Genomic DNA, 20058 nt, shown 5'->3' on the forward strand with positions numbered 1-20058 from the left:
CGTTGCCTAAGCGACAATGCCTTGCCGGAGAGTTGAATGAAGTCTTGGAAGCAGATTGTTCTGTGCCTGCTTATCATTATTGTCGCCGGTGGCGGCTGGTACATATATAAAAACAAAGACTCTTCGACACAGACGGCTTCGGGTGAAGCCTCTGGGCAACAGAAGCATGGTGCGCAATCGGGTGGATCTTCCGGTCGTGCAGCTCCGCTGGTCGTGGTTGAGCCAGCAGGCGAAGAGACAATCAACAATCGTCTGACGGCCATCGGTTCAGCCCGCGCTCTCAGCACGGTTTCTGTCACACCTTATTCGAGCGGTTATATGAATGAGCTGCTCGTTAAGGCTGGCGATGCCATCAAGGCAGGCGATCCGATTGCGATCCTCGACAATGAGACCGAAACGATTGCAGTCAATAAAGCGCAGATCGCACTGAAAGATGCTGAAACCACCCGTCAGCGTATTGCACGGCTGCGCTCCACAAATACCGCAACCGTCGTGCAGGAAGTTGAAGCCGATCTGGCCCTGTCCAATGCCAAGCTCGCTCTTGATGATGCGCAGCTTGCGTTGAGCCGCCGTACCGTGCGCGCGCCAATTACCGGTATTGTCGGTATTCTACCGGTAAACGCTGGAAACTATGTCACTGCACAGACATCCATTGCCCGAATTGATGACCGCTCCAAAGTGCTGATCGACATCTGGGTGCCTGAACGTTTTGCTCCGCAAATCAAGGTCGGCCAGCCGCTTACTGCAGAATCTACCGCTTTTCCGGGCGTAACGGATAAGGGCGAAATCAACGCCGTGGACAACATGCTTGATGAGGCAAGCCGTACGCTGCATGTGCGCGCCGAAATCAACAATGAGCAGGACCGCTTGCGTGCGGGCATGTCATTCTCGGTCACAGTTCTTTTCCCGGGCAACAGTTATCCTTCTGTTGATCCGCTGGCCATTCAGTGGGGCGCAGATGGATCTTATGTCTGGCGCGTTGAAGAAGGTGTTGCAAAGAAAGTATCCGCGCGCATCGTGCAGCGTAACTCGACCAATATCCTGATCGATGGCGCCGTTAAAGAAGGCGACATGATCGTTACGCAGGGCGTGCAAACCGTACGCGATGATGCGCCGGTGCGTCTGCAGGACGAGCAGGGGACAGCCCGCATTGATCCCGCCGCCAAAAGCCGCGTTGCAGGGTGAGGATAAAGCGTGAGCAATCCTAATTCGAAATCCGGAAACAATGGCGGATCGACGGCGCTTTTCATCCGCCGTCCGGTCTTTGCCTTCGTCATCAACGTTCTGATCATTGTCGCGGGTATGGCGGCCTTCACTGGCGTCGATATTCGTGAATTGCCCGATGTGGATCGTCCTGTCGTTACCATCAGCACCGATTTTAGTGGTGCTTCGGCGGAAACGATCGACCGACAGCTCACGCAGGTTCTCGAAAACGCGGTCGCCCGCGTATCGGGCGTTAAAACGATTTCTTCGTCTTCGTCTTTCGAGCGCAGCCGTGTCACAGTCGAGTTCAACGACGGTGTCGATCTCAATGTCGCTGCCGCCGACATGCGCGACGCGATTTCGCGTGTTGCCAACGACGTACCGGAAGAAGCCGACCCGTCCCGCATCATCAAAGCCGACTCCAATGCCGATCCGGTAATGCGCCTCGCTGTCACCTCCGACACGATGGCCGTCGACGATATGACGGTGCTGGTGGAAGACCAGATCCAGGATGTCCTTTCAGCTGTTCCTGGCGTGGCCGATGTGCAGATCAATGGTGATCGCGACAAGATTTTCCGCATTGATATCAATCAGGCGCGCCTTGCAAGTTATGGCCTGACCATTGCGGATCTATCCAGCGCACTGTCTTCCATGGGGCTTGATGCCCCTGCCGGCTCGCTGCGCAGTTCCGATCAGTCAATTGTGGTTCGTGCAACGGCCAATCTTGAACGGCCTGAGGATTTTGAAAACGTCTATATCAAAGGCCGCACGCAAATCCGCGATGTGGCAACAGTAACGCTTGGTCCGGATGTGGAAAGCTCCGCTGTTCGCTCCAACGGGAAGACAGCAATCGGCCTGGGTATCGTGCGTCAGGCACAGTCGAATACGCTCGATATTTCCGAAGGCGTTCGTGCCGCTGTTGCAAATTTGAAGAACACCTTGCCACCGGGTGTGGACGTGACGGTCACCAGTGACGATGCCAGCTTCATCAATGGCGCTATCCATGAGGTCGAAATCGCGCTGATTGCTTCGGTCATTATCGTGGTCGTGATTATCTTCATGTTTCTGTGGGATATCCGCGCAACGCTTATCCCTGCTCTGGCCATGCCAGTCGCCCTTATTGGTACGATTGCCGCGATTTATCTGACGGGTTTCTCGGTCAATATTCTCACGCTGCTCGCGCTGGTGCTCGCCACAGGCCTTGTGGTGGATGACGCGATTGTCGTGCTCGAAAATATTGTCCGACGACGCAATCAGGGCATGGGGCCGCGTGCAGCAGCTGTGCTTGGCACGCAGGAAGTGTTCTTTGCGGTTATCGCGACGACATTGACGCTCGTTGCCGTTTTCGTGCCGATTTCCTTCCTGCCGGGGCAGGCGGGTGGTCTGTTCCGAGAATTTGGTTTCGTGCTGGCGATTGCAATTCTGTTGTCATCGATTGTGGCACTGACGCTCTGTCCGATGCTTGCATCGCGCTTCCTCAAGGAAGGTGCGGAGACTACTGAAGGCGGCGGTCACGGCCCGAAGTTCCTGCGCCGCATTGGCAGCGGCTTGGCGAATTTTTATCGCCGGAGCCTCCATGCCTGTCTTTCGGCTCCATATATCGTGGTGCTGGTGGCCGTGCTCTTTGCTGGCGCATCCTATGTCGGTTTCGGTATGCTCAGACAGGAACTGACGCCGACCGAAGATCGTGCTGTAGCGCTTCTTCGCATCAACGGTCCGCAAGGCATCAGCGTAGAATATCTTCAGTCGCAGCTCGACAGAATCGAAACCGCTATCCAGCCTTTGCGCGATAGCGGTGAGATCCAGACGACTTACGCGATTGCCGGTTCTGGTGGTTCTTCAAACAACGGCTTTGTCGTGCTGACACTTGCACCTTGGAAAGAACGCAGCCGCACGCAGCAGGAAATCATGGCCGACATCACCGCGCGCGTAAGCGGGATTACAGCGGTCCGCATTTTCACTGCTCAGCCAAATAGCCTTGGTATTCGCGGTGCAGGTAACGGCTTGCAGTTTGCCGTTCTTGGCAGTGATTACGCCAAGCTTCGTCCAGCGACGGATGCGATTGTTGCAGCGCTCGAAAAAGATCCGCGCTTTGTGCAGCCGCGCCTGTCAGTCGAACCAACGCAACCGCAGCTTTCCGTCGAAATCAACCGCGAACGCGCGTCCGATCTCGGCATCGATATTACCGGTCTTGCCAATGCAGTTCAGTCTGTTCTTGATGGTCGCAAGATCGGCTCGGTTTACGTGGGCGACAGAAGCTTTGACGTGAAGCTCGTTTCGACCACCAACCCGATCAACGATCCGACCGATCTTGAAAACGTCTTCCTCAAGACGACTGACGGTCGCTATGTCCCGATGTCTTCGATAGCAACTGTCGTTGAAAAGGCTGTTCCGCCGCAGTTGAACCGTGAAGAACGCTTGCGCTCGGTTGCAATCACGACCGACCTTCGCAGCGACTTTGCCTTGGGCGATGCATATGCTGCCGCGTTGCAAATTGCTGCACCACTTCTGCCGCCCGGCGCGCATATCATTCCATTGGCAGAAGCCTCGACATTGAGCGAAACCTCAACGGGCATTGCACTCGTCTTCGGCTTTGCGATCATCATCATCATGCTGGTGCTTGCAGCTCAGTTTGAAAGCTTCATCAGTGCGCTGATCGTTATGGCTACGGTGCCTTTGGGCCTCGGCTGTGCTGTGTTTGCGATGATCCTCACCGGCACAAGCCTTAACGTCTATAGCCAGATCGGGCTTGTGCTACTGGTCGGCATCATGGCCAAGAACGGTATTCTGATCGTCGAATTTGCCGATCAGTTGCGCGATAAAGGCATGAATGTTCGTCAGGCCATCGAGGAAGCAGCCAATATCCGACTGCGTCCGGTCTGTATGACGATGATCTGTTCGGTTCTGGGTGGTGTGCCGCTTGTATTAGCAAGCGGTGCGGGCGCAGAAGCGCGTGTCGCACTCGGCTGGGTTATCGTTGGCGGTCTTGGTCTTGCAACGATTGCCACGCTTTTCGTGACGCCAGTTGCTTATCTCCTGCTCGGACGCTTCACCAAGCCAAAGGTTGAAGAAGAAGCACGGCTTGAACGCGAGCTGGTCAGGGCAGTCGCTTTGGAAGAAAAGCTGAAATAAAGCACATCCCGAAAAGTGGGTACCGGTTTTCGGAACGAGATGTGCGGAAAAGGACTAGAGTATTTCTGGATAGAAATACTCGGTAAAACCCCGGTCGTGAGACCGGGCTTTTCAGAGCATAATTCCTTAAACTTGGATCAGTTTAAGGTAAAATTATGCTCTGGATTTAAAGAGACAGAGCGCCGGTCGTCCAATAGGACGCCCGGCGCTCTAATTGCCTTGTTTACTTCTTCATCGCGTCCGTTACCTTTGCGGACCATGCACCTTCCGGCTTCTTGGTAATGACAGGATCAGAGCCGCCACCAAGCAAAGTTTCGACGGTGCGGTCGGCAGCAGCTACATCAAGCGTGCCGTCAGAACCGTCAATCAGCTTGGCGATTTCCTTCACCATGCGCTCCTGAACTTCCTGTGTCTGCGCACCGGAAGAGTCGTTTTCGAGAATGATCTCGGCGGCTTCATCAGGATGTTCTGACGCATATTGCCAACCCTTCATCGAAGCGCGGACAAAGCGGGCAAGCTTGTCGACCATTGCAGGGTCTTCAAGGCTCTTATCGAGCACGTAGAGCCCGTCTTCAAGCGTAGCGACGCCCTGTTCTTCATAGGGGAACACGACGAGCTGATCCGCCGGAATACCGGCATCGATCACTTGCCAATATTCATTATAGGTCATCGTGGAAATACAGTCGGCCTGCTTCTGGATCAGCGGATCCACGTTAAAGCCCTGCTTGAGCACGGTTACGCCATCCTTGCCGCCTTCGGTCGGGATTTTCAGATGGCTCATCCATGACAGGAACGGATATTCATTGCCGCCAAACCAAACGCCAAGCGTGCGGCCCTTGAAGTCTTCCGGCTTGGTGATGTTGGTGTCTTTGCGGCAGGTCAGCATCATGCCGGATTTCTTGAATGGCTGCGCGATGTTGACGAGCGGAACGCCCTTTTCGCGGGTGGCGAGCGCAGACGGCATCCAGTCCACCACTACGTCAGCACCACCACCGGCGATCACCTGAGGGGGAGCCACATCCGGGCCACCCGGCTTGATTTCAACGTCGAGATTTTCGGCTTCATAAAAGCCTTTATCCTTGGCAACGTAGTAGCCCGCAAACTGCCCCTGTGTCACCCATTTGAGCTGCAAGGTCAGCTTGTCAGCTGCCATTGCCGAGCTGCTCATGAGCGCCAGTGCCAGTCCGGCTGTTCCAAGGCATAGAGAAATTGCCTTTTTCATCTCAGTTCTCCTCTGGTTCTTTTTTATTGCGCGCATTTTGCCCGAAAACCGGTTTCCACTTTTCGGAATGCGCTTTGGTCCGCCTTATGTTGGCGGATGCCAAATCGTCAGGCTTAAGCCCTCCTGTAAGAAGGGTGCCAGAATGTCATTCTGCGCTCGATCAGCGCGATCAGCCCATACGAGAGCGACCCCGCAAGAGCGGCTACAAAGATTTCGGCCCAGACCATGTCCACATTCATGCGCCCGATTTCCGCGGATATACGGAAGCCCATGCCGACAATGGGCGTGCCGAAAAACTCGGCCACAATCGCGCCGATCAGCGCCAATGTGGAGTTGATCTTGAGCGCATTGAAGATGAAGGGCATGGCCGCTGGCAGTCGCAGCTTGACGAGCGTTTGCCAGTAGTTTGAGCCATAGGTCTGCATCAGATCGCGCTCCATCGAACCACTTGCTGCAAGTCCCGCAACTGTGTTCACGAGCATCGGGAAGAAGGTCATGATGATGACGACCGCTGCCTTTGACTGCCAGTCGAAGCCAAACCACATCACCATGATGGGAGCCACGCCGACAATCGGAAGGGCAGCAGCAAGATTGCCAAGCGGCAGCAGGCCTTTGCGCAAGAACGGTATGCGATCAGCGATGATCGCCGTAATGAAACCCAGTCCGCACCCCGCGATATAACCGATGATGACGGCCTTCATGAAGGTCTGCTGAAAGTCGGCCCACAGGATCGGAACCGAACTCGTAATCCGCGCCCATATGACTGACGGGGCTGGCAAGAGCACCTGCGGCACGGCAAACAATCGAACGGTGACTTCCCAAAGGAGAAGCATCGCTATGCCGAAGAGGGCAGGGACGGCAATGTCCAGCAGTTTTTGGGCGTGTGGGTTGCGCGCCTTGAGGCTTGCCACCCAGCCCACAATTGCCCAGGAAACGGCAATCAGCGCGATAATGATTATGACGTTCATCATCATGCAGCCGCCCTTTCTGGTCGCGCACCCATACGTCGGTTGACGATGCGTGCGATCAACCCGACAAGTGCCACAAGCAGCCCCGCCATGATGGCTGCTGCGATGAGGGCGGCCCATATCTGAACCGTCTGCCCGTAATAAGAACCCGCCAGCAAACGCGCGCCAAGACCTGCAACTGCACCGGTTGGCAACTCGCCGACGATGGCCCCCACCAGACTGATAGCGACTGCAATCTGCATCGATGTGAACAGGAACGGCATGGCCGCAGGCCAGCGTAGTTTCCAGAACACCTGATTGCGAGATGCATTGTAAGTCCGCATCAGATCAAGATGCATCACATCGGGCGAGCGCAGGCCTTTGACCATGCCCACCGCAACGGGGAAGAAGGAGAGATAGGTCGATATGATTGCCTTTGGCAGCAGGCCCGAAATACCAATCGCATTCAGCACCACAATAATCATCGGTGCGATGGCGAGGATGGGGATTGTCTGCGAGGTGATGATCCACGGCATCAGGCTTTTGTCCAGCGTGCGCGAATGCACAATACCGACCGCGAGCAACACACCAAGCGCCGATCCCAGCACAAAACCGAGCAATGTCGATGAGAGCGTCACCCAGCCATGATAGACAAGGCTGCGCTTGGAGCTTGGTTTCACGTCAAAGACGGTTTTCCAGATTTCTTCCGCGACTTGATGCGGCGCAGGCAGGACCGGGCGATCCTGATGCATCGTATTGGCCGCAATTGTCGAGAAAGAAATCTCGGTTCCGGCCCGCTCTGCCTGATCGCGCTCAAACGGAGCGTTGAGAAAAACCGCAAGCAGATACCAAAGCCCGATGATCGCCAGCAGAACCGTCGTCACCGGAATGAATTTGTCGCGAAAAAAGGCTCTCATGTCAGCCCCCTTTCATCTAATTTTTGGCCCCGCTGGTTACTCATGAATATGCCCCAGCCGCAGGCCTTCGCGCACACGATGGGCGATTTTGAGAAACGCTTCCGATTCACGAATATCCAGTGTGCGATCCGGCCCGAGATCACAGTCGATGATTTCATGAATGCGGCCCGGGCGCGGGCTCATCACGACGATCTTGGTCGAAAGAAAAACGGCTTCCGGGATCGAGTGGGTTACAAAGATGACAGTCTTTTGCGTTGCGGCCCAGAGCTTGAGAAGCTGTTCGTTGAGGTGATCGCGAACGATCTCGTCCAGTGCGCCGAACGGCTCGTCCATCAGCAGCATATCCGGATCGAATGACAGCGCACGGGCAATCGATGCCCGCTGCTGCATTCCACCGGAAAGCTGCCATGGAAACTTCTTGCCGAAGCCCGAAAGGTTCACCAGTGCAAGGTTCTTTTCGATCCGCGCTTTGCGATCGGCCGCGCTATATCCCATCACTTCCAGCGGCAGGCTGATATTGTCTTCAATGGTGCGCCACGGAAACAGTGCCGCCGCCTGAAAGACATAGCCGTAAGAGCGATCAAGCCGCGCCTGTTCAGGCGTCTTGCCGTTAACGGTTACAGAGCCGGATGTGGGCTGTTCAAGATCAGCCACCACACGCATCAAGGTGGTTTTGCCGCAACCAGACGGACCAATGAAAGAAACAAACTCGCCACGTTGAATGGCGAGATTGATGTCGGACAGGGCATGAACCGGACCGTCATTGGTTTCAAAAACCAGTGACAGATCCTTGATGTCGATCACGGTCTGCGCATTTTTTAAGCCCCTCTCCGGGGCAACGCTGTTTTCCAAATTCATGCGCATTTCCCGAAGCTGAGCTAGAGCCATGTATCAGACCCCTATCGGCATATGTTCGGCGCTGCGTTCCACTTTGCGTGGTGCGACGATTTCTTTCCATTGCGACAGAGCCCGGTTGACCGCGCCGTTAGGCTCGCGTTCAACGAAACGTCCATCACCCGGCTGCGCCGTCACATGCCCCTTGTCGAAGGCAAGACGACCGCGCGAGAATGTCTTTACCGGCAGGCCTTTCAGCTCAAAACCTTCAAAGACATTGTAATCAATGGAAGAGTGCTGCGTCTTGGCGGAAACCTTCTTGGTCGCCTCCGGGTCCCAGATGATGATATCGGCATCAGCACCCGGTAGGACCGCACCCTTTCGCGGATAGATGTTGAGGATCTTCGCAATATTGGTTGAGGTGACAGCCACGAACTCATTGGGCGTGAGACGACCGGTGCGAACTCCACGCGTCCAGAGCACGGGCAGCCGTTCTTCAAGTCCGCCGGTGCCATTCGGAATCTTGGTGAAATTGCCGATGCCATGGCGCTTTTGTTCGGACGTGAAGGCGCAATGATCGGTTGCAACACATTGCAGACTGCCTGCAGCTAAGCCCGCCCAGAGACTATCCTGATTGACCTTGTCGCGGAATGGCGGCGACATCACGCGGCGCGCAGCATAATCCCAATCGCGATTGTGATATTCACTTTCATCGAGCGTCAAATGCTGGATCAGTGGCTCACCATAAACGCGCATCCCTTTCTGGCGTGCGCGGCGGATTGCTTCATGCGCCTGCTCGCAGGATGTGTGCACCACATAAAGCGGCACACCGGCCTGATCGGCAATCATGATGGCGCGGTTGGTCGCTTCACCTTCCACTTCCGGCGGGCGTGAATAGGCGTGCGCCTCCGGTCCGTCATTGCCAGCGGCCAGCAGCTTTGCCTGCAATTGCGCAACGATGTCGCCGTTTTCCGCATGAACGAGCGGCATGGCGCCGAGCTCAGCGCAGCGCTGGAACGATGCGAACATCTCGTCATCATTGACCATCAACGCGCCCTTATAGGCCATAAAGTGCTTGAAGGTGTTGATGCCGCGCTTCACCACTTCCGGCATTTCATTGAAAGCGCGTTCGCTCCAGCCGGTGATCGCCATATGGAAAGAATAGTCGGTGCGGGCCTTGCCTGCCTTCTGGAACCATTCCTGCAACGCGTCGAGTAGATTGCCTTCCGGTCCGGGCAGCACGAAATCCACAACCATCGTCGTGCCGCCTGCAAGCGCTGCAGCGGTGCCGGTGTCGAAATCGTCGGATGAATAGGTGCCCATGAAGGGCATCTGCAAATGCGTATGCGGATCGATGCCGCCGGGCATGATGTAACAGCCCGAAGCGTCGATGGTTTCATCGCCGGTCAGATTATCGCCCACGGCAACAATCTTCTCGCCTTCGATGAGAACGTCGGCTTTAAAGGTGCGGTCTGCCGTAATGACGGTGCCGCCTTTGATAACCTTACTTGCCCCAGAACTAACCATGTTCGCGTTCCCCTTTTTGGTTTTGTTTCGAACATTAAGCAGTATTGGATCGGCTGAAAACTAACTTACAATTTCAGCAGTCTCCAATACGGCATGAAGAAGCACATCAGCGCCAGCCGATGCCCATTCTTTGGAAATATCTTCGTCTTCGTTGTGGCTGAGACCATCCACGCATGGACACATGACCATGGCGGTAGGCGCTACACGATTGATCCAGCAGGCGTCGTGACCGGCGCCTGAAACGATGTTGCGATGGCTATAACCAAGCCGTTCGGCTGCATTGCGAATAGCCGTGACGCAGCCCTCGTCGAACGTGACGGGATCGAAATGTCCGGCCACTTCGATTTCAATGCCGATGCCAAGTTCTTCGGCGATTTTTGGCGCTTCAGTTTCAAATCGCGCTTTCATGGCATCGAGGGTTTTTTGATCCGGCGAACGGAAATCGACGGTGAAAACGATCTGGCCTGGAAGCACATTGCGTGAGTTTGGCGAGACTTCAATATGGCCCACGCCGCCAACAGCATCAGGCTGATGCGACATGGCGATCTCGTTGACGAGCTGCAGCATCTTGCCCAGCCCTACGCTTGCATTCTTGCGCATCTTCATAGGCGTCGAGCCAGTATGCGCTTCCTTTCCGGTTAATGTTACCTGCAACCACCACAGTCCCTGACCATGGGTGACAACGCCAATGTCCTTGTTCTCAATCTCAAGAATCGGGCCTTGTTCGATGTGCAGCTCAAACATCGAATGAATTTTGCGCTTGCCGACCGGTTCGTCGCCCTTCCAGCCAATACGCTCCAGCTCATCAATGAATTTCTTGCCTTTGGCGTCGGTGCGTTCATAGGCCCAATCCTGCTCATGCACACCGGCGAAAACGCCGGAAGCGAGCATTGCAGGTGCAAAACGCGTGCCTTCTTCATTGGTCCAATTGACCACGACGATAGGGCGCTTTGTCTTGATATTGGTGTCGTTCAATGTGCGCATGACTTCAAGTCCGCCAAGCACACCGAGCACGCCATCATATTTGCCGCCTGTCGGCTGCGTGTCGAGATGGCTGCCCATGTAAACCGGATCAGCATCCGCATCTTCGCCGGGGCGAAGGAAGAACATATTGCCCATCGTGTCGACGGTCATCGACAATCCGGCTTTTTCACACCACGACTGGAAAAGCTGGCGGCCTTCGCTGTCTTCATCGGTCAGCGTCTGGCGGTTATTGCCGCCACGAATACCAGGGCCAATTTTGGCCATATCCATCAAGCTGTCCCATAGCCGATCACCATCGACCTTGAGATTGCTGAAACTGGGATTGCTGCTGAGCGCCATATGCTCTGCCTCCACATTTCAAGCATGCATAAGCTGTGGCATTGCTGCCAGCGCTTCGCATGTTATGTTGTTCCCGCGACCCGGCTCTTTGGCCTCAATCTTCTTGCAGTATTTGCAAAAACTTGACTAGTTGGTCAAAATGCAGGCTAGAAGAGCGTTCGACAACGGTCAAGCGGTTTTAAGAAATTTTGCTTCGTCAGAAGGTGTTAAATGGTCACAGATGCGACAGCTCCCGCCGAAGCAGGTGCAAACGAGAAAGCGGAAGGTGCGACGCGCATTCAGGCGATCAACCGCAGGCTTATTCTGGATGCAGCGCTTGATGTCTTTTCCGCCTATGGCTTTCGTGGTTCGACAGTCGATCAGATCGCCGAAAAGGCAGGCATGTCGAAGCCAAACCTGCTTTATTATTTTCCGCGCAAGCAGAATATCTATGTGACGGTTCTTGAAGAGACACTCACAGAATGGCTTGGCCCGTTTGAGAGCATCAACCCGCAAGGTGATCCGCTTGAGGAGTTGCGAAACTATATCGCGCAGAAGCTCGAGCTTTCGGCCAAACGGCCAGAAGCATCGCGGCTATTTGCCAATGAAATTCTACATGGCGCACCGGCAATTACCGAATTTCTGAAAGGTCATTTGAAAGATCTGGTTGATGAAAAAGCGCGGGTCATTCATCGCTGGATTGAGGAGAAGCGCATTGCGCCGATTGATCCCTATCACCTGATTTTCACGATCTGGGCGGTGACGCAGCATTATTCCGACTTCTCGGTTCAGGTCGCAGCCATACTTGGCAAACGCACGGAAGAACCGGATTTTTACGAGCAGACAGCGCGCTCCATTGCGGCAATCATTCTTGACGGTGTGCGTGTTCGCGACGATGTTTCGTCATCATGAAAACGATTCTTATTGCAGCAGCCATTGTCCGTGATGAAGCGGGCCGTTTCCTCCTCGTGCGCAAGCGCGGCAGCGAGATTTTTTTCCAGCCCGGTGGCAAGATTGATGCAGGCGAAGCGCCTGAAATAGCCCTAATCCGCGAGATCGAAGAAGAGCTTGGCATTCGCATTGACGAAAGCCAGTTAAGCTATGCTGCGAAAATGTCAGCGCCTGCAGCCAACGAACTTGATTCCACAGTTGAAGCCGAGCTGTTTCATCTCACCCTGAAAGAAGGGCAGGTGCCTGCCGCTTCCAGTGAGATTGAAGAACTGATCTGGCTCAAGGCTGGTGATCAAAGCCGCCCCGTTGCCCTGCTTTCGCAGAGCATTCAGGCGCGGTTTTCGGATGCAGTTTAAGCGCTCTCGACGCGATTTCCTTCGCCATCGAACAGATGGAGATGCTGTGCCGGGAAGCTTACCTGAACAGAACCCTGCGCATGAAGCGCATCGCGATCCAGCGTGAAAATCTTGAACGGCAATCCGTGCAGGCTGAGATGCAGGATAATGCCGAAGCCAGTCGGCTCGACCAGATCGACATCAGCCGTCAGGTCTGCTGAATTCTCGATATGCACATGCTCTGGACGAATGCCAAGCGTGGCGTTCGCGCCATCCTTGAGTTTTACCGGCTGCGGCAGCGCGATGAGCGTGCCGTCCTTGAGTTTCAGACGCGGGCCACCATCCTTTTCAAGATAGGTAACATCGAGAAAATTCATGGCGGGTGAGCCGATGAAACCTGCCACGAAGAGATTGGCCGGGCGGTCATAAAGCTCCAGTGGAGAGCCGACCTGCTGCACCACACCACCATGCATGGCGACGATACGGTCGGCCAGAGTCATGGCTTCGATCTGGTCATGTGTCACATAGATGGATGTGGCTTTCAGCTCACCATGCAGCTTCTTGATTTCAGCACGCATCTGCTCGCGCAGGCGGGCGTCGAGGTTGGAAAGTGGCTCGTCAAAGAGGAAGGCCTTGGGCTGACGCACAATGGCGCGGCCCATGGCAACACGTTGACGCTGGCCGCCTGAAAGCGCCTTCGGGCGACGTTCCAGCAAAGGATCTAGCCCAAGTTTGGCGGCGGTCGATTTGATGGCGCTTGCAATCTTTTCTTTAGGCGTTTTGCGCAGCCGCATACTGTAGCTCATATTGTCGGCGACACTCATATGCGGGTAGAGCGCATAGGACTGAAACACCATAGCAATATCGCGGTCTTTGGGTGCCAGTTCATTGACGCGCTTGCCACTGATTTGCACCTGGCCGGCGGTGATGTCTTCAAGGCCAGCAATCATGCGCAGCAATGTGGATTTGCCACAGCCTGACGGGCCGACCAGCACAATGAATTCGCCATCTTTGATCTCAAGATCAACGCCGTGCAGAACAGCATGTTCGCCATAGCTTTTGCGGACTGACTGAATATCGATGGAAGCCATAGGGAAAAATCCTTTCAGCCTTTGACCGCGCCAGCCGTGAGGCCCTGCACGAGATATCGTTGAATGAGGAAGAAGAAGAGACAGGCCGGGATCAGCGCGAGCACGCCCGCTGCCATCATCTGTCCGAAATCGACCGAGAATTTTGAGACGAAGCTCAAAAGCCCGACCGGGAACGTGGCTGAATCATTGCCGGAAATCAGCATCAGCGCGAACAGAAGCTCGCTCCACGCTGCGGTGAAAACAAAGCCTAGCGTTGCTGCAATACCGGGCAGAGTCAGCGGCAGAATGATCTGGCGGAAAGCCATGAACTGCGTTGCGCCGTCGATCTTGGCGGCTTCTTCGAGATCCTTCGGAATGCCGTCGAAGAACGATTGCATCAGGAAGGTGGCAAAAGGCACATTGAATGCCGAATAGACGATGATAAGGCCGATCAGGCTATTGGTGAGACCGAGCGGTGCCATGATCTTGTAGATTGGCGCGATCAGCATCACGAGCGGAAACATCTGCGTCAGTAGCATCAGCGCCACAATCCAGTATTTGGCGCGGAAGTTGAAACGTGACAGCGCATAGCCGGAGAGCGATGCCAGCAGCGTAACAATAATGGCAGTTGAGCCGGACACGATCAGGCTGTTGCGGAAAAACAGCGGAAATGAGCTGTTATTCAACACATGGCTGAAGTGATCGAACGTCATACGCGATGGCCATAGCCGCACGCCTTCGCTGTAAAGCAGATCATTGGGTGTGACGGAAACCTTCACCAGCCAGAAAATCGGAAACAGTGCAAACAGAACGAATAGCAGAATGGCAATGCGATGCGCGCCAACAAGGAGGATTTTACGGTTGGTCATGGCCTCAATCCTTGTTCAGAAGCGTCTGGCGCAACAGCACGATGAGCATCGAATAGACCATCAGCAGCACAAGCAAGACCATCGCAATCGCCGAGGCATAACCGAAATCAAGCCGTTTGAAGGCCTGCGTGAAAATATAGCTGGCGACGATCTGGGTCCGGTCGGCAGGACCGCCGCCGGTCATCACGACAATCAGATCGGCACTGTTGGCAATCCAGACGGTGCGCAGCAAAATGGTGATAGCCATGGTTGGCGCAAGGTAGGGAAGCGTGATTGAGAGAAAACGCTGGAAGGGGCCAGCACCATCGATCGCTGCTGCTTCATAAAGGTCGCGCGGGATAGCCTGCAAGGCGGCCAGCATGGTGATGGCAAAGAACGGAATACCCCACCACACACCGGCGGTAATGATGCCCCACATGGCCAGATTAGGGTCGGACAGGATGTTGTCTGGTGCGCTCAGAATACCGATTGCATGTAGCCAATGCGGCAGCGGGCCGATAACCGGATTAAAAAGCCATGCAAAGTTAAGACCTGTGAGGAAAGTCGGCACAGCCCATGGCAGGAAGATCAACGCCTGTGCCAGCCCACGTCCGGCGAATGGCTTGTCGAGCAACAGGGCGAGAATAAGCCCGAACACGAATTGCAGCAGCACCGAGCAACCGGTCCACCAGAGTGTATTTTTTAAGGAACGATAGAAAGCCTGATCGGTCGCAAGTTCGCGGAAATGATCAAGCCCCACATAGCCACCCGAAAACGGGTTGAGCAACTGAATGTCGCGAAAGGCATAGGAGACGCCGAGGATCAGCGGAACCAGCATGACGGCGCCGATGAGGATCAGTGCGGGGGCACTGTAGAGATAAGGTTCGGAGGCGTGCGCAAGTCGCTGCAGAAAACTGCGGCGATCCTGCTTTTGCACGTTGTTGCGCACCGGGGCCTTTATGGAAGCGGTGTCGTTCATCATTTTTCCCTTCGCGGGGCTGCATCATTCGCTTTGCAGGCGTGGCTGTTCCACGCCTGCAAGCTGTTCATGTTGCTATTGCTTTGAAAGGTGCTTCTGCTGTGCCTTGGTCAGATATTCTGCCCACTGGTCGGCCAGCTGATCTGGCGTGATGTCGCCGAGAAGCGCTTCCTGCGAGGTCTTGATGACGAGCGAATCCTTGAAGAATGCAAATTCTTCCAGATAGGTCGGCATGACGGTTGGAACGACGTTCTTGTCAGCCAGTTCATCGAACCAGCCCTTGAACTGCTCGCCGCTATAGAACGGATCGTTCTGAGCGGATTTGAGAACCGGCAAGGCACCGGTGCGCTTGTTCCATTCGATGTTGCCTTCCGGGCCTTCAAGCATCGAGATCAGCTTCCAGGAGAGGTCCTTGTTCTGGCTGCCGCTCATCATCGACCAGCCGGCAAAGCCGATGGTTGGGAAGGTTTTGCCAGCCGGGCCCTTTGGCATGATGGCAACGCCGAAATCTTCCGGCTTCATGCGTTCGGCAATGGCGATCAGCGCATCCGGATCTTGGTTGAGGAAGGCACAGGTGCCGCTATAGAAACCGGCGACGGTTTCGTTGAAGCCCCAGTTGACGCTGTCCTTCGGTGCAAGGCCGTTCTTGTAGAGATCGACCATCCAGGTGATGCCCTTTTTCCAACCTTCGCTGTTCATGGTCGAGGTGCCGTCTTCGTTGAAGAACTTATTGTCACCGGCCATGGATGCAGCAAAAATCACCCAGCCATTGAGGCCGCCGGGGCCACCACGCATACAGAACCCGGACTTGCCGGGAAGAGCGGCAATCTTCTTGGAGGCTTCGACAAATTCGTCCATCGTCTTCGGTGGCTCGGACACACCAGCCTCAGACAGCAGCTTCTTGTTGTAGAACATGGCGTTCAGATAGAAGCCGTAAGGCAGCGTATAGGCTGTGTTCTTGACGCTGCGGCCAAGTTCAAGCGCGCGCTCGGTCAGGTCTGGTGTGGTTTCCCACTTTTCAAGATATGGCTCGAGGCTTTCCAGCATCCCGTTATTGGCATAGAGCGAAACCCAGGTGTCGGGCATTTCCATGACGTCAGGAATTTCACCAGCCGAAACCATGGTTGCGAATTTCTGGAAGGATTCGCCCCATGGCAGCGAGATGATCTCGACCTTGGTGCCCGGATTGGCTGCCTCAAACTTGGCAACGATGGATTCAAGCGTCTTAGTGCGCTCCGGGCTGGTGATGACTTCAACAAGCTTCAGAGTGGTATCGGCAAGTGCCGTACCGCTCAAAAGCATGGTTGCGAATGCGGCTGCTATTAGTTTTTTCATTGCAGTTCCCCTTATTGCTCCTCACTAGATTTTCGTTATTCGGTCGATGCTGTGAGCGCTCCTTCAATATCCCGCCACAGCGCTTCCGTTCCTTCCAGTCCGACATGCAGGCGCACGGAGCGCGGGTCGATGCCGAACGTATGTGCTGAATTTGGCTGTGCTTTCTGCTGCAGCACGACTTCGCCTGGCACGATCAGGCTTTCATGTCCGCCCCAGCTCACGCCGAGCTTGAACAGATCGAGATGATTGCAGAATTCGCGAATGTTCACGCCTTCCCGGAAGATGACCGAGAACAGACCGGACGTACCCTTGAGGCCCGCAGGCAGACGATTGGCAAGTGCCGGGTGGCAGACGGTCTCAACCACATCCAGCGCCTGAAGACGCTTTGCAATTTCCAGTGCCGAAGCCTCATGCGCCTTCATGCGCGTCGGCAAGGTGCGCATACCACGCACCAGAAGCCACGCATCAAATGGTGAAAGCTTGCCGCCGAGATATGGATAGGTTTCTGCACGGATTGCATTGATCAGCTCTTTCGAGCCGGTCACGACGCCGGCCACGACATCGCTATGGCCGCCAAGATATTTCGATGCCGAATGCACGACAAGATCAACGCCAAGCGACAGCGGGCGCTGGAAGATCGGGCTGGCCCAGCTGTTATCGATGATGCTCAACACGCCATGCTGCTTGGCAATGGTTGCCAAGGCACCGACATCATGGGCTTCCATGACCCAGCTCGTCGGGCTTTCCATATAGAAGAGCTTTGCACCGGGCAGGGCTTTTGCAACCGCTTCCTCGTCGCGGCCATCGACGTAGTCTACCTGCACCTGCATGCGCTTCATAATGGTGCCGAACAGGCGGAACGCATCTGGATAGACATGGCGCACGGCAACAATGCGATCACCCGGCTTAACAAATGCCAGAACACTTGAGGAGATCGCAGCCATGCCGCTGGCAAACCCCAGCGCGTCTTCGCCGCCTTCAAGTTTCGCCAGCATTTCTTCAAATGCTCGCACGGTCGGGTTCAGGCCGCGCGTATAGATCGGGCGAACCTTTTCGCCGCGATAGGAGGCGACCATGTCGTCATAGCTTGGGAAGGTGAAAAGCGAAGTCTGCACGATGGGTGGAACCACGGCGTCGTATGCATTGCCTTCATCATGGGCAACCGTAAGCGCTGCGAAATCCAGCGGATCCATCCCGTCGGTCATTTGGACATTTCCTTGATGTCTTCCTCGACTATGTCGAGGATCTTGAGTGTTTCCTGCCGAGCGGCTTCAGGGTCCTGAGCCAGGATGGCGTTAAAGAGCGTGCGGTGGAACGGAAAGGTTCGCCGCGCGAAGTCGATCCGCTCGAACGGATGATCCCAGAAGTGCAAGAAGGCTTCGCGCATCTGTTCGAGCAATTGTCTGAAAAGCGGATTATGGGTCGCGTCGTAAATGGCCAGGTGAAACGCCAGATCTTCCGGGCCAGACGTGCCTTCCGCGATATGAACGCGCTCCATCTCATTGAGATTGCGTTCGATGATGACGAGGTCTTCAGCCGTGCGTTTGCGGGCGGCGACCATGCTGGCTTCGGCTTCGATGCCACGGCGTACTTCAAGCGATTGCAGTAAAGCATCACGCAATTGCGCAGGATCGAATGAAAGCGGCATATGAATGGTTGCCGCCGAAACGGGCTTTAGCAGATAGGTGCCGCTGCCTTTACGGGCTTCGATCACACCCAGCGCCTGAAAGTGTCGGATTGCTTCGCGAATGGTGGAGCGCCCCACGGCCAGCGCGGTCATCAATTCACGTTCGGCGGGAAGGCGATCTCCGGCCTGAAGCTGAGCGGTCTGGATATAGGTTGCGAGCGCATCCGTTACCTGCCGGGCGCGATCCATCGGCGGTAGTGGTGCAATCTGCAGCAGCCTGCGATCTTTCATTCCGCCATCTCCCACTGGCTTCGTGCATCGGAATTTGCGGCATTGCTCTGAAACTTCATTTTTCAGGCATGCGGCAGTTCGAATGACGTCAGGCCGTATCTCTTATTGGTTCTAAAATTGGTCTGACATCATACTAATATCGACGGGAAATCGGCGTTGTCAAGCGGGTGATGATTAAGGCTTTTACGGGATAGTGGTCGGGGTTGTTGAATTATCCTATTGATATTAAATGAATAATTTCTGCACTCTCCTGCTTTTATGCCCAGGTAAATGATCTATTTGTGCGTGAATATGCTGTTTGCATGTGTATGCTTTTCCGATTGCGCTTCGGCAAACTTGCTCCTATCAATCGCGGGAAGAGGCAACGCGTCCCAAAAATTGCGAAGCAGTTTTTGGATAAGGCGCGCTGAAAAAGGCGGCGCGTCCCAAAAAGTGTGAAACGGTTTTTGGATAAGACGCGGTGAAGATGGAGTACGGCACGTTGCGTGCTGTGATTGAGGAGATACCCATGCATCTGAAGGCATCCGAGAAGCGGACGCTTGGCCGCACTGGTCTGACGGTAACCGCGCTTGGTCTGGGAACGGCACCTTTGGGCGGGCTTTATGCGCCTGTTTCGCGTGCTGACGCAGACGCATTGCTGGAAGCTGGTTGGGACAGCGGTATTCGCTATTTCGACAGCGCACCGATGTATGGCTATGGCCGTTGCGAACATTTGCTTGGCGATATGCTGCGCGAAAAAAGCGAACGTGCGGTTGTCTCCACCAAGGTCGGACGCCTGATGACCAATGAGCGCGCTGGTCGCACTTTGCCGCCAGCGCCGCCAAAGAATCCACTCGATTCGGGCTGGCATAATGGCCTCAATTTCCGTGAGGTCTTTGACTATAGCTATGACGGCGTCATGCGCAGCTTCGATGACAGCCAACAGCGTCTGGGCTTTCCTGAAATTGATCTTCTCTATGTTCACGACATTGGCCGCGTGACCCATGCCGACAGACACGAGTTTCACTGGAACGCGCTGACCAAGGGCGGTGGTTTCCGTGCGCTGACTGAGTTGCGCGCGGCAGGCAATATCAAGGGCTTCGGTCTTGGTGTGAATGAATGGCAGATCATTCGCGATGCGCTTGAAGAGGCTGATCTTGATTGCTCGCTGTTGGCCGGGCGTTATTCGCTGCTCGATCAGGTGTCGGAAAAAGAATTTCTGCCGCTGGCGCAAAAGCGTGGCATGGCGCTGGTGATTGCTGGTGTGTTCAACTCCGGCATTCTGGCCGCGCCACGCGGCGGCGAACAGAAGTTCGATTATGCCGACGCGCCTGCTGAAATCATTGCTCGCACCAATCGCCTGCATGATATTTGCGATGAGTATCGTGTGCCGCTCGCCGCTGCTGCTATGCAATTCCCGATGATGCATGAGGCCGTCAGCTCCATTCTGATCGGTGTGCGTTCGCCAGAACAGATCAGGCAGAATGTCGTCTGGTTCGAGCAGTCGATTCCGCACGAATTCTGGACGAAGCTTCGCTCGGAAGGTCTCATTTCCTAAT

The 20058-nt window shown here is 55.1% G+C and carries 17 protein-coding genes; 5 read left to right on the forward strand and 12 right to left on the reverse strand.

The annotated features are described in order from the left end of the window. Positions 1-36: 36 nt before the first annotated feature. Together CEV34_RS08655 and CEV34_RS08660 are read left to right on the forward strand one after the other, a co-directional pair. Positions 37-1185: an efflux RND transporter periplasmic adaptor subunit gene (locus CEV34_RS08655; RefSeq protein WP_007873443.1), complete on the forward strand. Its 1149-nt coding sequence runs from the start codon at positions 37-39 to the stop codon at positions 1183-1185. Between the two features lie 9 nt (positions 1186-1194). Then, positions 1195-4335, forward strand: coding sequence for an efflux RND transporter permease subunit (locus CEV34_RS08660; RefSeq protein WP_007873444.1), 3141 nt, complete (start codon positions 1195-1197; stop codon positions 4333-4335). Positions 4336-4558: 223 nt separating this feature from the next. Here the strand turns inward: CEV34_RS08660 and CEV34_RS08665 are convergent, their stop codons facing one another. From CEV34_RS08665 to CEV34_RS08690, 6 genes are all read right to left on the reverse strand, one after another. Next, positions 4559-5557 carry an ABC transporter substrate-binding protein gene (locus CEV34_RS08665; RefSeq protein WP_007873445.1) on the reverse strand — a complete coding sequence of 333 codons (999 nt, stop codon included), beginning with the start codon at positions 5555-5557 and terminating at the stop codon, positions 4559-4561. A gap of 113 nt (positions 5558-5670) precedes the next feature. Then, positions 5671-6531 carry an ABC transporter permease gene (locus CEV34_RS08670; protein WP_007873447.1) on the reverse strand — a complete coding sequence of 287 codons (861 nt, stop codon included), beginning with the start codon at positions 6529-6531 and terminating at the stop codon, positions 5671-5673. Further along, the gene (locus CEV34_RS08675) at positions 6528-7421 is read right to left on the reverse strand and encodes an ABC transporter permease (protein WP_007873449.1); all 894 of its coding nucleotides are present in this window, start codon (positions 7419-7421) and stop codon (positions 6528-6530) included. The genes CEV34_RS08670 and CEV34_RS08675 overlap by 4 nt, the downstream gene beginning before the upstream one ends. A 36-nt stretch (positions 7422-7457) precedes the next feature. Beyond that, a complete protein-coding gene (locus CEV34_RS08680; protein ID WP_007873451.1) occupies positions 7458-8279 on the reverse strand; it encodes an ABC transporter ATP-binding protein in 822 nt (273 codons plus the stop codon). A gap of 33 nt (positions 8280-8312) precedes the next feature. Next, entirely contained in the window at positions 8313-9782 is a 1470-nt protein-coding gene (hydA, locus tag CEV34_RS08685; protein WP_007873452.1) for a dihydropyrimidinase, read from the reverse strand. Between the two features lie 60 nt (positions 9783-9842). Then, positions 9843-11105, reverse strand: coding sequence for a Zn-dependent hydrolase (locus CEV34_RS08690; protein ID WP_007873453.1), 1263 nt, complete (start codon positions 11103-11105; stop codon positions 9843-9845). A 210-nt stretch (positions 11106-11315) separates the two neighbouring features. Here CEV34_RS08690 and CEV34_RS08695 point away from each other — a divergent pair, with 210 nt between their 5' ends. Together CEV34_RS08695 and CEV34_RS08700 are read left to right on the forward strand one after the other, a co-directional pair. Continuing rightward, positions 11316-11996, forward strand: coding sequence for a TetR family transcriptional regulator C-terminal domain-containing protein (locus tag CEV34_RS08695; protein WP_007873454.1), 681 nt, complete (start codon positions 11316-11318; stop codon positions 11994-11996). After that, the gene (locus CEV34_RS08700; RefSeq protein ID WP_007873455.1) at positions 11993-12391 is read left to right on the forward strand and encodes an NUDIX hydrolase; all 399 of its coding nucleotides are present in this window, start codon (positions 11993-11995) and stop codon (positions 12389-12391) included. The genes CEV34_RS08695 and CEV34_RS08700 overlap by 4 nt, the downstream gene beginning before the upstream one ends. Here the strand turns inward: CEV34_RS08700 and CEV34_RS08705 are convergent. The 6 genes from CEV34_RS08705 to CEV34_RS08730 all read right to left on the reverse strand — a co-directional run bounded on the left by CEV34_RS08705 (position 12388) and on the right by CEV34_RS08730 (position 18520). Continuing rightward, on the reverse strand, positions 12388-13461 hold the full coding sequence (locus CEV34_RS08705; protein ID WP_007873456.1) for an ABC transporter ATP-binding protein: 1074 nt from the start codon (positions 13459-13461) through the stop codon (positions 12388-12390). The two genes, CEV34_RS08700 and CEV34_RS08705, sit on opposite strands and share 4 nt — an antisense overlap. A 14-nt stretch (positions 13462-13475) precedes the next feature. Continuing rightward, positions 13476-14309, reverse strand: coding sequence for a carbohydrate ABC transporter permease (locus CEV34_RS08710; protein WP_007873457.1), 834 nt, complete (start codon positions 14307-14309; stop codon positions 13476-13478). Between the two features lie 4 nt (positions 14310-14313). After that, positions 14314-15267 carry a carbohydrate ABC transporter permease gene (locus CEV34_RS08715; RefSeq protein ID WP_007873458.1) on the reverse strand — a complete coding sequence of 318 codons (954 nt, stop codon included), beginning with the start codon at positions 15265-15267 and terminating at the stop codon, positions 14314-14316. A 75-nt stretch (positions 15268-15342) separates the two neighbouring features. Next, the gene (locus CEV34_RS08720) at positions 15343-16602 is read right to left on the reverse strand and encodes an ABC transporter substrate-binding protein (RefSeq protein WP_007873459.1); all 1260 of its coding nucleotides are present in this window, start codon (positions 16600-16602) and stop codon (positions 15343-15345) included. A gap of 35 nt (positions 16603-16637) precedes the next feature. Beyond that, complete coding sequence (locus tag CEV34_RS08725) at positions 16638-17807, reverse strand: PLP-dependent transferase (RefSeq protein WP_007873461.1); 1170 nt, start codon at positions 17805-17807, stop codon at positions 16638-16640. Further along, positions 17804-18520 (reverse strand): FadR/GntR family transcriptional regulator, encoded by a 717-nt coding sequence (locus CEV34_RS08730; RefSeq protein WP_007873462.1) that lies wholly within the window; start codon positions 18518-18520, stop codon positions 17804-17806. Before CEV34_RS08730 ends, CEV34_RS08725 begins: the two co-directional genes overlap by 4 nt. 508 nt (positions 18521-19028) lie before the next feature. Between CEV34_RS08730 and CEV34_RS08740 the strand changes: the two genes are divergently transcribed. Continuing rightward, the gene (locus tag CEV34_RS08740) at positions 19029-20057 is read left to right on the forward strand and encodes an aldo/keto reductase (RefSeq protein ID WP_007873463.1); all 1029 of its coding nucleotides are present in this window, start codon (positions 19029-19031) and stop codon (positions 20055-20057) included. The last annotated feature ends 1 nt before the right edge of the window (position 20058 follow it).

Source organism: Brucella pseudogrignonensis, from assembly GCF_002252525.1.
Classification (GTDB): Bacteria; Pseudomonadota; Alphaproteobacteria; order Rhizobiales; family Rhizobiaceae; genus Brucella; species Brucella pseudogrignonensis.